4 protein-coding genes, 2 tRNA genes and 3 rRNA genes are annotated in these 13,497 nt (G+C 43.4%); 4 read left to right on the forward strand and 5 right to left on the reverse strand.

What is annotated here, in order from left to right; all coding sequences use genetic code 11:
* Nucleotides 1-649 precede the first annotated feature (649 nt).
* From rrf to PCRYO_RS12435, 5 genes are all read right to left on the reverse strand, one after another.
* A 5S ribosomal RNA gene (rrf, locus tag PCRYO_RS12415) occupies nt 650-763 on the reverse strand.
* Between the two features lie 182 nt (nt 764-945).
* Nucleotides 946-3,807, reverse strand: a 23S ribosomal RNA gene (locus PCRYO_RS12420).
* Between the two features lie 378 nt (nt 3,808-4,185).
* Nucleotides 4,186-4,261: transfer RNA gene (locus PCRYO_RS12425), tRNA-Ala, on the reverse strand.
* A 6-nt stretch (nt 4,262-4,267) separates the two neighbouring features.
* Nucleotides 4,268-4,344: transfer RNA gene (locus tag PCRYO_RS12430), tRNA-Ile, on the reverse strand.
* Between the two features lie 85 nt (nt 4,345-4,429).
* A 16S ribosomal RNA gene (locus PCRYO_RS12435) occupies nt 4,430-5,968 on the reverse strand.
* The 16S, 23S and 5S rRNA genes sit together here with 2 tRNA genes alongside, the layout of an rRNA operon.
* Nucleotides 5,969-6,951: 983 nt before the next feature.
* Between PCRYO_RS12435 and thrS the strand changes: the two genes are divergently transcribed.
* From thrS to rnr, 4 genes are all read left to right on the forward strand, one after another.
* Nucleotides 6,952-8,886: a threonine--tRNA ligase gene (gene thrS, locus PCRYO_RS12440; protein WP_011514719.1), complete on the forward strand. Its 1,935-nt coding sequence runs from the start codon at nt 6,952-6,954 to the stop codon at nt 8,884-8,886.
* A gap of 23 nt (nt 8,887-8,909) precedes the next feature.
* The gene (infC, locus tag PCRYO_RS12445; RefSeq protein WP_011281352.1) at nt 8,910-9,413 is read left to right on the forward strand and encodes a translation initiation factor IF-3; all 504 of its coding nucleotides are present in this window, start codon (nt 8,910-8,912) and stop codon (nt 9,411-9,413) included.
* Nucleotides 9,414-9,774: 361 nt separating this feature from the next.
* Nucleotides 9,775-11,019, forward strand: coding sequence for a toxic anion resistance protein (locus PCRYO_RS12450; RefSeq protein ID WP_011514720.1), 1,245 nt, complete (start codon nt 9,775-9,777; stop codon nt 11,017-11,019).
* Nucleotides 11,020-11,166: 147 nt separating this feature from the next.
* Complete coding sequence (gene rnr, locus PCRYO_RS12455) at nt 11,167-13,479, forward strand: ribonuclease R (protein WP_011514721.1); 2,313 nt, start codon at nt 11,167-11,169, stop codon at nt 13,477-13,479.
* The last annotated feature ends 18 nt before the right edge of the window (nt 13,480-13,497 follow it).

The raw sequence follows: 13,497 nt of genomic DNA on the forward strand, positions 1-13,497 counted from the left end.
AACCAACTTTATTTTTTAGCATTCTGAATCAGCAAAAATCCACACAAGTTGTTCTTTAGTTATGCTTTTAAATAATGTCTCTACTGTCGTCCAGTAAGAGTATTCTTACTAAATATGCTAAACCAATCTGGCTTATCCTATTTAGCGAGCTGACCATCATATCATGTTTTAATAGTCTGTCAACTTCTTTTCTTAATTTGTTTCAACTCGGTAATCTAAGTGATAAGTTGGTTAACTTATTGCCTAGCTTCCTTTGCTGTGGGGCGTATTATATAGATTCTGACTGGAGTGTCAACTGCTTTATCAAAGGTTTTTAAACTAATTTAAGTAGGGTTTAAATAGTCGATATTTTTCAATGGGTTAGAGAAAATATTTATTTGGATGACTTTAGCTCTAACTGGTAAAGAACTATATAGATCGTCTATTTAGCTGAAATTGATCCGCTTTAAGACTGTTATGAGCTTGGATAGCACTTTAAATATCATGTCATGAAACTCATTTAACCAGCTAAATAACTCACGAGCTCTAAAAAACGAACTCAAAGAAGTCTCTAAATCTTCAAATCAAATGAGAAATCCTCTTATTTCCAAACCGCACACGAAAGAAAACCCCCTTTGCATAAGCAAAGGGGGTTTATCTAGGAATAGAGAGCTGACGATGACCTACTCTCACATGGGCAAACCACACTACCATTGGCGCGACGATGTTTCACTTCTGAGTTCGGGAAGGGATCAGGTGGTTCCATCGTGCTATTGTCGTCAGCAAAGGGGGTTAGATATGAGTCTGTTATTATTGTTTTGACGTCAAGATATTATCTATTGGTCGACCAACTTGTAACCTAACTGAATCAAGGTTAAAGGTGATATCGAAATTATATATATTCTATAGCCTAGGCTATACAAGATAGATTAATTAGAGCTTTCATACAAACCACTTGGGTGTTGTATGGTCAAGCCAAACGAGCAATTAGTACAGGTTAGCTACATGCATCGCTGCACTTCCACACCCTGCCTATCAACGTCGTAGTCTTCAACGGCTCTTTAGGGAAATCTAATCTTGAGGTGGGCTTCTCGCTTAGATGCTTTCAGCGATTATCCCATCCGAACGTAGCTACCGGGCAATGCCACTGGCGTGACAACCCGAACACCAGAGGTTCGTCCACTCTGGTCCTCTCGTACTAGGAGCAGATCCTCTCAAATTTCCAACGCCCACGGTAGATAGGGACCGAACTGTCTCACGACGTTCTAAACCCAGCTCGCGTACCTCTTTAAATGGCGAACAGCCATACCCTTAGGACCTGCTTCAGCCCTAGGATGAGATGAGCCGACATCGAGGTGCCAAACACCGCCGTCGATATGAACTCTTGGGCGGTATCAGCCTGTTATCCCCAGAGTACCTTTTATCCGTTGAGCGATGGCCCTTCCATACAGAACCACCGGATCACTAAGACCTACTTTCGTACCTGCTCGACTTGTGGGTCTCGCAGTTAAGCGCGCTTTTGCCTTTATACTCTACGACCGATTTCCGACCGGTCTGAGCGCACCTTCGTACTCCTCCGTTACTCTTTAGGAGGAGACCGCCCCAGTCAAACTACCCACCATACATTGTCCTCGGTATTGTTATACCTGAGTTAGAACCCCAACATGACCAGGGTGGTATTTCAAGATTGGCTCCACAAACACTAGCGTGTCTGCTTCAAAGCCTCCCACCTATCCTGCACAAGTCAGGTCAAAGTTCAATGTAAAGCTGTAGTAAAGGTTCACGGGGTCTTTCCGTCTAGCCGCGGGTACACAGCATCTTCACTGCGATTTCGATTTCACTGAGTCTCTGCTGGAGACAGCGCTGCCATCATTATGTCATTCGTGCAGGTCGGAACTTACCCGACAAGGAATTTCGCTACCTTAGGACCGTTATAGTTACGGCCGCCGTTTACTGGGGCTTCGATCAAGAGCTTCGCTTACGCTAACCCCATCAATTAACCTTCCAGCACCGGGCAGACATCACACCCTATACGTCCACTTTCGTGTTTGCAGAGTGCTGTGTTTTTAATAAACAGTTGCAGCAGCCTGGTATCTGCGACTGCCAACAGCTCAAGGAGCAAGTCCTATCACCATCGGCAGCGTACCTTCTCCCGAAGTTACGGTACCATTTTGCCTAGTTCCTTCAGCAGAGTTCTCTCAAGCGCCTTGGTATTCTCTACCTGATCACCTGTGTCGGTTTAGGGTACGATTCGTTTATAACTATTGCTTAGAAGCTTTTCCTGGAAGCATGGTATTTGCCACTTCGCTGTACAAGTACAGCTTGCTATCAGATCTCAGCATAATGACAGTCCGGATTTGCCTAAACTGTCTGCCTACATCCTTTCACCTGGACAACCAACGCCAGGCTGACATAACCTACTCCGTCCCTCCATCGCATTATAAACAAGTATCGGAATATTAACCGATTTCCCATCGACTACGCCTTTCGGCCTCGCCTTAGGGGTCGACTCACCCAGCCCCGATTAACGTTGGACTGGAACCCTTGATCTTCCGGCGTGCGAGCTTTTCACTCGCATTATCGTTACTCACGTCAGCATTCGCTCTTGTGATACCTCCAGCATGCCTTACGACACACCTTCACAGGCTTACACAACGCTCCCCTACCACTTGAAAACAAATTCAAATCCGCAGCTTCGGCTCCTAGTTTGAGCCCCGTTACATCTTCCGCGCGGGCCGACTCGACTAGTGAGCTATTACGCTTTCTTTAAAGGATGGCTGCTTCTAAGCCAACCTCCTAGCTGTCTATGCCTTCCCACCTCGTTTCCCACTTAACTAGGAATTTGGGGCCTTAGCTGGCGGTCTGGGTTGTTTCCCTCTCCACAATGGACGTTAGCACCCACTGTGTGTCTCCCGGATATCACTCATCGGTATTCGGAGTTTGCATCGGTTTGGTAAGTCGGTATGACCCCCTAGCCGAAACAGTGCTCTACCCCCAATGGTGTTCGTCCGAGGCGCTACCTAAATAGCTTTCGGGGAGAACCAGCTATCACCGAGTTTGATTAGCCTTTCACCCCTATCCACAAGTCATCCCCTAGCTTTTCAACGATAGTGGGTTCGGTCCTCCGGTGCCTGTTACGGCACTTTCAACCTGCTCATGGATAGATCACTCGGTTTCGGGTCTATGCCCTGCAACTAAACGCCCTATTAAGACTCGGTTTCCCTACGGCTCCCCTAAACGGTTAACCTTGCTACAGAACATAAGTCGCTGACCCATTATACAAAAGGTACGCGGTCACCCTAATAAATTAAGGCTCCCACTGCTTGTACGCACACGGTTTCAGGTTCTATTTCACTCCCCTCACAGGGGTTCTTTTCGCCTTTCCCTCACGGTACTGGTTCACTATCGGTCAGTCAGGAGTATTTAGCCTTGGAGGATGGTCCCCCCATCTTCAAACAGGATTTCTCGTGTCCCGCCCTACTTAATATGTTAACGCTAATGTTTCGAATACAGGACTATCACCTACTACGGTCAGCTTTCCCACGCTGTTCTTCTACATTAGCATTAATCGGCTTCTCCCCGTTCGCTCGCCGCTACTTGGGGAATCTCATTTGATGTCTTTTCCTAAGGGTACTGAGATGTTTCACTTCCCCTCGTTTGCCTCTTGTACAAGTACAAGATACCTACCTTATGGTAGGTGGGTTTCCCCATTCAGAAATCTCCGGATCACAGGATATTGCCGCCTCCCCGAAGCTTATCGCAGGCTGTCACGTCTTTCATCGCCTCTGACTGCCAAGGCATCCACCATGTGCGCTTCATTACTTGACCATACAACCCCAAGTAGTCTTTCTCTAACCTTTATTACTAAAGATAGGAGTTAGATTTCTAAGTGCTATATAAGCCTAATTATGATAACGATATCACCTAATTTTATACGCTTGATTCAGTTCTCTTTACTTTTTTAATAACTCACTACTGGGATAACAACTGATGTCGTTAAGTAGTGAGTTATTAAGGTTAGAAACAACGCGTGAACACGTGTTCCTAACCCAGACTCATATCTATGTTTTTAAATAGTCTCTGTGCTCTCGTCGAGTCACAGATTCTGTATAAAACAGAAAGAAGTAATCTTGTCTTTGTTAAGACGAATCACTTGTTTCTATTTGATACCTATTTATTTATTAGCATCTAAAGAAGTTTATTATGTGGTGGAGCCAAACGGAGTCGAACCGTTGACCTCCTGCGTGCAAGGCAGGCGCTCTACCAACTGAGCTATGGCCCCTAATAATGGTAGGCCTGGGCAGACTTGAACTGCCGACCCCCGCGTTATCAACACGGTGCTCTAACCAGCTGAGCTACAGGCCTGTACGAGGCATATACCTCTAGCTAATAAACTAGCTTAAACTAAAGAACAACTTGTTGTGAATTCTTGCTGACCGAATGCCATCTATAAGGAGGTGATCCAGCCGCAGGTTCCCCTACGGCTACCTTGTTACGACTTCACCCCAGTCATCAACCACACCGTGGTGAACGCTCCCCCGAAGGTTAAGCTATCCACTTCTGGTGCAATCAACTCCCATGGTGTGACGGGCGGTGTGTACAAGGCCCGGGAACGTATTCACCGCGGCATTCTGATCCGCGATTACTAGCGATTCCTACTTCATGGAGTCGAGTTGCAGACTCCAATCTGGACTACGATAGGCTTTTTGAGATTCGCATCACATCGCTGTGTAGCTGCCCTCTGTACCTACCATTGTAGCACGTGTGTAGCCCTGGTCGTAAGGGCCATGATGACTTGACGTCGTCCCCGCCTTCCTCCAGTTTGTCACTGGCAGTATCCTTAGAGTTCCCGGCTTAACCCGCTGGTAACTAAGGACAAGGGTTGCGCTCGTTGCGGGACTTAACCCAACATCTCACGACACGAGCTGACGACAGCCATGCAGCACCTGTATTCTAATTCCCGAAGGCACTCCCGCATCTCTGCAGGATTCTAGATATGTCAAGACCAGGTAAGGTTCTTCGCGTTGCATCGAATTAAACCACATGCTCCACCGCTTGTGCGGGCCCCCGTCAATTCATTTGAGTTTTAACCTTGCGGCCGTACTCCCCAGGCGGTCTACTTATTGCGTTAGCTGCGTCACTAAGTCCTCAAGGGACCCAACGACTAGTAGACATCGTTTACGGCGTGGACTACCAGGGTATCTAATCCTGTTTGCTACCCACGCTTTCGAGCCTCAGTGTCAGTATTATGCCAGAAGGCTGCCTTCGCCATCGGTATTCCTCCAGATCTCTACGCATTTCACCGCTACACCTGGAATTCTACCTTCCTCTCACATACTCTAGCTCAACAGTATCAGATGCAGTTCCCAGGTTGAGCCCGGGGATTTCACATCTGACTTATCGAGCCACCTACGCTCCCTTTACGCCCAGTAATTCCGATTAACGCTTGCACCCTCTGTATTACCGCGGCTGCTGGCACAGAGTTAGCCGGTGCTTATTCTGCAGCTAATGTCATCGTCTCCGGGTATTAACCGAAGAGTCTTCTTCACTGCTTAAAGTGCTTTACAACCAAAAGGCCTTCTTCACACACGCGGCATGGCTGGATCAGGGTTTCCCCCATTGTCCAATATTCCCCACTGCTGCCTCCCGTAGGAGTCCGGGCCGTGTCTCAGTCCCGGTGTGGCTGATCATCCTCTCAGACCAGCTACAGATCGTCGCCATGGTAGGCCTTTACCCCACCATCTAGCTAATCCGACTTAGGCTCATCTAATAGCGAGAGCAGTAAACTGCCCCCTTTCTCCCGTAGGTCGTATGCGGTATTAATACGAGTTTCCCCGTGCTATCCCCCACTACTAGGTAGATTCCTAAGTATTACTCACCCGTCCGCCGCTCGACGCCTGATAGCAAGCTATCATCGTTTCCGCTCGACTTGCATGTGTTAAGCCTGCCGCCAGCGTTCAATCTGAGCCATGATCAAACTCTTCAGTTTAATCTTGCTATGAAGTCCTTTAAAGAGACTTCTAAACTTGGCTCATCTAATCTGGCAAAATCGCTAAAAATTATGTTCGTAATGAATTAACTTTGAGTTTTTTTACTGTCTTAAATGATAATTTTTATAGTTAGAATTCTATCGAAAAGATAGTCAACCAACTTTATTTTTTAGCATTCTGAATCAGCAAAAATCCACACAAGTTGTTCTTTAGTTATGCTTTTAAATAATGTCTCTACTGTCGTCCAGTAAGAGTATTCTTACTAAATATGCTAAACCAATCTGGCTTATCCTATTTAGCGAGCTGACCATCATATCATGTTTTAATAGTCTGTCAACTTCTTTTCTTAATTTGTTTCAACTCGGTAATCTAAGTGATAAGTTGGTTAACTTATTGCCTAGCTTCCTTTGCTGTGGGGCGTATTATATAGATTCTGACTGGAGTGTCAACTGCTTTATCAAAGGTTTTTAAACTAATTTAAGTAGGGTTTAAATAGTCGATATTTTTCAACTACTTAACATACTAATTATCTTTACTGTCATTAAATAATGTTGTAAATGCACCTTTAGTCGTAAGTGACCCTATTTAATTATATTACCACTGCCTACTATCAATCTATTTTGAGTAGCTGCTTTATCGCTAAAAAGCCTTTTATTTGAGTGCATTGATATTAGTACAGAAAGCACCTATATATGGAAACTTATTAACGACCATATAGATGGCTATTCATAACAGTCCCTACTCCCCATTTATCTAGTGTTAATAGACATTTTTTGCTATAATAGCTGACTTTATAATATTACTTAATGGCACTTCGTTTATTAAGACTTAGCTAAGAAGCTGCTGCTTTGAGCCTTGCCTTTAAGTAATACCATCTCTTACAACATATCATAGTAATTAGATATAATTGACGCAGTCTTACGGTTATATGATTGATGGTTGCAATCATCACTGCCAACGGACGCAAAAAGGTGAATAGATTATGGTAGCGATTACTTTACCCGATGGTAGCGTAAAAAACTTCGAAGGTAATACAACGGTCATGGAAGTGGCGCAAAGTATTGGGACAGGGCTTGCTAAAGCGACTGTCGCTGGACGTGTGGATGGTCAGTTGGTAGATGCGCATGACCCTATCGCCCATGATGCGAAAGTTGAAATCGTGACACCAAAAGATGATGACGGTGTCGATATCATTCGCCATTCTTGTGCTCACCTATTAGGTCATGCCGTTAAGCAGTTATATCCTGATGTGAAAATGGTGATTGGTCCCGTTATCGATGATGGTTTTTATTATGACATCTATAGCGAAACGCCGTTTACGCCTGAGCATATGGCAGCCATTGAAAAACGTATGATGGAGCTCATTAAGCAAGATTATGACGTTATCAAAAAAATAACGCCACGTGCTGAAGTCATTAGAATCTTTGAAGAACGTGGTGAAGAATATAAGCTTAAGCTGATTAATGATATGCCAGGCGAAGAAGCCTTTGGTCTATATCATCATCAAGAATATGTCGATATGTGCCGTGGTCCACACGTGCCAAATACTCGCTTCTTAAAAGTCTTTAAACTGACCAAAATGTCAGGTGCTTATTGGCGCGGCGATGCTAAGAACGAACAGCTACAACGTATTTATGGTACAGCATGGGCGGATAAGAAAGATTTAAAAGCCTATATCCAGCGTATTGAAGAAGCCGAAAAACGTGACCATCGTAAAATTGGTAAAGCGTTAAATCTATTCCATATGCAAGAGCAAGCGCCGGGTATGGTGTTTTGGCATGCCAATGGTTGGACGATTTATCAAGTACTTGAGCAATATATGCGTAAAGTGCAGCACGATAATGGTTATGAAGAGATTAAAACGCCGCAAATTGTCGATCGTAGCTTGTGGGAGCGTTCTGGACATTGGGGCAACTATGCGACCAATATGTTTACCACTTCGAGCGAAAATCGTGATTATGCGGTAAAACCGATGAACTGTCCTTGTCACGTGCAAGTCTTTAATCAAGGCTTAAAATCTTACCGTGACTTGCCATTACGTATGGCAGAGTTTGGTTCATGCCATCGAAACGAGCCATCAGGTTCGCTCCATGGTTTGATGCGGGTTCGTGGTTTTACTCAAGATGATGCTCATATCTTCTGTACACAGTCGCAGATTCAACAAGAAGTCGCTGATTTTATTAAGCTGACCCTTGCTGTTTATGAAGATTTTGGTTTTGATAAGATCATTATGAAACTATCGACTCGTCCTGAAAAACGTGTCGGTAGCGATGAGTCTTGGGATTTTGCAGAAAAAGCATTAGCCGATGCATTGGATAGTTCCGGTCTTGATTGGGCTTATCTACCAGGTGAAGGCGCATTCTATGGTCCCAAGATTGAATTTAGTCTAAAAGATTCATTAGGTCGCGTATGGCAGTGCGGTACTATTCAGGTTGACCCGAATATGCCTGAGCGTCTTGATGCCGAATTCGTCAATGAGCAAAACGAGCGCGAAGTACCGATTATGTTGCACCGTGCCATCTTAGGTTCATTTGAGCGCTTTATCGGTATCTTGATTGAGAACTATGCCGGTTGGATGCCAGTATGGCTAGCGCCGCAACAAGTAGTAGTCATGAATATCACAGATAAACAGGCAGATGCATGTGAAAATGTGGTCAATGAGTTGAAAAAAGCAGGCTTACGCGCCATTAGTGACTTGCGTAACGAAAAGATTGGATTTAAGATACGAGAGAAAACATTAGAACGTATTCCCTATATGCTAGTATTAGGGGATAAAGAAGTCGAATCAGGCAGCATCAACGTTAGGACTCGCGAAGGCGAAAATCTAGGCGTGATGAGTGTCGCTGAATTTATCACATTAGTAGAAGCAGCTGTTGCCGAAAAGGGCCGACAGATCCCAAAAATAGATCAGGAGTAATACCTATTAAACAGTCAAACCGTTTGAACATTAATGAAGATATCAGTGCCAAAGAAGTCCGTCTGGTCAAAGAAGACGGTGAACAAATGGGCGTGGTCGATATCGACACCGCGATGAAAGCGGCACGTGAAGACAGTCTAGATTTGGTAGAGCTGGTTCCCGAAGCCAAACCGCCAGTATGTAAAATCATGGATTATAAACATTTCCTCTATGATCAGAAGCAAAAGGCGAAAGAAGCTAAAAAGAACCAAAAGCAGACTCAACTAAAAGAGATGAAGCTACGTCCTAGCACTGAAGAAGCCGATTATCAGGTTAAACTGAGAAAAATCGTTAGCTTCTTAGAAGATCAGGATAAAGTTAAAATTAGCATCCGTTTCCGCGGACGTGAAATGGCCCACCAAGAAATTGGTCGCAAGCAACTTGATCGTATCATTGAAGATACGGCTGATATCTCAAACGTCGAACAGTATCCTAAGATGGAAGGTCGTCAAATGGGTATGCTGTTAGGACCTACTAAGAAGAAATAGACTTTTTAATCTTCTATTCTTAGTAGTGGCTGTGTTTATATAGATATTCATGATTTCCCACCACCAATATGCTGCGGCATATTGGTGGTTTTTAGTATGTAGGGCTTAATAAGCATATTTATAGTTAATTCTGACACTTGTACCTCTTTGACTATCTTTAACCTTAAATATATGAAGCCGACAGTGCTTTACAAAACCCATCTTCTCAACCTTTTCATTACACGGTAATCTAAAGACCTACTCTATCTTTATGAAGAATAATTTCAATAAAAACAATTAAACTGATAAAAATAATCCATGCCTCGACTACAAATGTCGCTGATAAGAAATATAACCTCTTTTAGATATCATAGGAAGCCTTATGCAAGAATTAACCCCACCTGCTAACACCTCTACACCAACCATTACTCTAACCGCGCCAGAACCTGTTAAAGAGATACAAAAAAGTGAAGCAGATCAGATAGTCAAGTTAGATGACAGCGATATTCCAGAGCTTGATGCCAAAGTCGATGCTTTTGTCGATCATGTTATCAATAACTCTGTACACAGCTCTGAATTTCAACAAAACGTCCAATCTATTCATAATTTGGGTAATAAAGAAATCCGTGAATCGGCGCAAGTGTCTAACCGTATGTTAGAGCTACCCGCTAAAAGCCTGAATGACAGCTTATTTGATAACTCCCCTATTGCAAAATCATTGACGGAGCTGCGCGGTATCGTCGAAGATTTGGACCCCAGCAAAAAAGAGTTGACCAGCTCACGTAAGCTATTTGGCTTGATTCCATTTGGTAATAAAGTACAAGACTATTTCCGTCAGTATGAGTCAGCGCAATCTCATATTAATGCGGTAGTAACGAGTCTATATAATGGTAAAGATGAGCTGCTCAAAGACAATGCTATGATTGAGCAAGAAAAAATTAATATGTGGGAGCTGATGCAATCGATTCGCCAATATATCTATGTGGGTAAAAAAATCGATGAGCAGCTCGAGCAAAAAGTCTATGCGATAGAAGCGACTGACCCTGAGAAAGCACGTATTATTAAAGAAGAGATGCTGTTTTATGTTCGCCAAAAAAATACCGACTTTTTGACACAATTGGCGGTAAACGTTCAAGGTTATTTAGCATTAGATACTATCCGTAAAAACAATTTAGAGCTAATTAAAGGGGTAGATCGCGCCACGACTACCACTATCTCAGCCCTACGTACGGCAGTGGTTGTGGCACAAGCCATGACTAACCAAAAACTGGTACTTGACCAAATTACTGCTTTAAATAAAACGACCAGTAGCTTGATTGAATCAACTTCGGCAATGCTCAAGCGTCAATCACTTGAGATTCATGAGCAAGCGACCAGCAGCACTATTGAGCTTGATAAATTGCAAAATGCCTTCAATAATGTCTATGACACCATGGATATGATTAGCAATTATAAAATTGAAGCGCTTGAGAATATGAAGCAAACGGTCAATACCTTGACCACTGAGGTTGATAAAGCCCAAAAATACCTCGATAAATCTAATCAGACCACGGTATTAGAAGTGTCAAAAGAATTGAACATGGAAAAAATAACCAATAAATCAAATACGGTCGATATTGATATTTGATTTAGATAAGCATTCACTTTTAATAAAATTTGACCACTAACGACTACTCGCTATCAAATACAGATAAGACAATTGACCTAAGATATTGGGACGTTGTTCGTGTTAAGATAGTCATTATTAATAATTTAAAAATAGATACGGTAATTTATGAGTTGGAATGATCCAAACGCCTCAAGTGAGGCACAAAAATATGATAACCCGATTCCTAGTCGCGAGCTTATATTAAGCACGATTAATGAACACGGTGAAATCACCCATCAGCAATTGGCAAAAGCCTTTAATATTGCTGATCCCGATCAGTTTGACGCTTTAGGCAACCGCCTAAAAGCGATGACACGCGATGGACAAGTCAATCGTGACGGTCGCCCTTATCGCTATCGTACGGTCACTCAGCACGACATCGTCACCGGTACAGTAACAGCCCATCCAAAGGGCTTTGGCTTTGTATTATTAAGTGATATGCCTGACCTATTCTTGCATGAAAAACAAATGCGTTGGGTCTTTAATGGCGATACAGTAGAAGCCGTTGGCACGTCAACAGACAACCGCGGTCGTACTGAAGGTCGTATCGTTGATGTCGTTGAGCGTCGTCAAAATCATTTTATCGGTACGCTGGCTCATGATGAAGACGGTTACTGCGTTGAGCTTGGTAGCCCAAATAACCATCAGCCGATTACCGTTACAGAAGACAATGTACAGGCTTTCAATGCTAAGCAAGGCTCGCCGGTAAAAGTTGATATTATTGATTGGCCAAATCAGCATGAATTTGCCACGGGCAAAATCACTGAAGTCTTATCTGATGACAATGATCGCGAACTGATCATTGAGACTACGTTACTTAATTATGATATTCCATCAGAGTTCAGTGAAGCGGCGCTCAATCAAGCAAATGATTATAAAGAGCCGACTGAAAAAGATCTAAAAGGTCGTGTCGACTTACGTGAGTTGCCATTAGTGACGATCGATGGTGAAGATGCTCGTGACTTTGATGATGCTGTGTTTGCAGAAAAGCGTTCTGGTGGTAATTATCGCGTCTTGGTAGCGATTGCGGATGTCAGTTATTATGTGACACCGAACTCGCCACTTGATCAAAATGCCTACGAGCGTGGTACGTCAGTATATTTCCCGCATCAAGTGATTCCTATGTTGCCTGAAGTACTGTCTAATGGTCTCTGTTCGCTGAACCCTAATCTTGATCGCCTCTGTATGGTTGCTGATATTAAGATATCACGTGCTGGTAAAATCACCAGTTATGAGTTTTATCCTGGCGTCATGCACTCGCAAGCGCGCTTGACTTACAATCAAGTGAACGCTTATCTTGAGAATCCAAAAGACAGTAGCGTTCCAAAATCGTTGACAGAAAATAAAGAGGTCAAAAAATCTGTCGATACCTTACATCAACTGTATGAGCTACTCCTCAAAAAGCGTGAAGAGCGTCATGCGATGGAGTTTGAGACCGTTGAAACTTATATTAAGTTCAATGAAAAAGGTGGTATCGAAGCCATCTTGCCTCGTACGCGCGGTGATGCGCAAAAGCTTATCGAAGAGTGCATGTTGCTTGCCAATACCTGTGCAGCAAACTTTGCGCTAAAAAATGAGCTGCCTGTGTTATATCGTAATCATGATAAGCCTGATGGCGAAAAGTCGATGCGTATCCATGAATATGCCAAAAACTTTGGTCTAAGCTTCCCAGAAGAAAATCCTACTCAAGCAGATTATCAGCGTATCATTGAAGCAACTAAAGAGCGACCGGATGCGATTAGCATTCATAGCATGCTGCTTCGTTCGATGATGCAAGCGAACTATTCACCTGACAATATCGGTCACTTTGGTTTGGCTTACGATGAGTATAGTCATTTTACCTCGCCGATTCGTCGTTATCCTGACTTAATGTTGCATCGTGCGATCAAGGCGAAAGTGACAAATGCCAAACAGCCTGTGATGGATTTTTCATTAGAAGGTGCTGGCATGCAAACCTCAGATACTGAGCGCCGTGCTGAAAAGGCTTCACGCTACGTAGAATCATGGCTCAAATGTCATTATATGAAAGATCATGTCGGCGAAGAGTTCGATGGTGTCGTAACTACCGTCACAAACTTTGGTTTATTTATTACTCTGACGGATTTGTATATCGATGGTTTGGTGCATATCTCAAACGTTGGTGACGATTTCTTTGTTTATGATGAGCAGCAGCAACAGCTTATCGGTAAAGATAGAGGCACAGTGTTTGGGCTGGGCGATTTGGTTAAAGTTAAAGTAGCTGGCGTTAATATGGATCTGCTACAAATTGACTTTGGTTTACAAGCAAAGCTGCAATCTAGTAAAATGAATCAAACTAAGAAAGATCATTCAAACTCTAGTCAGCCAAACCGCAGCTCCACAAGCAAAGATCAGCCAAAGAAATCACCTGCGAAGAGAAGCGGCAGTCGTGGTGGTAGAGGCAGTAGTAAAAAGAGCTAAACTAGCTTGAATCTATAA

It is taken from the genome of Psychrobacter cryohalolentis K5, assembly GCF_000013905.1.
GTDB lineage: Bacteria > Pseudomonadota > Gammaproteobacteria > Pseudomonadales > Moraxellaceae > Psychrobacter > Psychrobacter cryohalolentis.

Excerpts from the sequence above, each read along its gene's own strand:
- PCRYO_RS12450 (WP_011514720.1), top strand. The coding sequence starts at position 9,775 with ATGCAAGAATTAACCCCACCTGCTAACACCTCTACACCAACCATTACT.
- rnr (WP_011514721.1), top strand. The coding sequence starts at position 11,167 with ATGAGTTGGAATGATCCAAACGCCTCAAGTGAGGCACAAAAATATGAT.
- thrS (WP_011514719.1), top strand. The coding sequence starts at position 6,952 with ATGGTAGCGATTACTTTACCCGATGGTAGCGTAAAAAACTTCGAAGGT.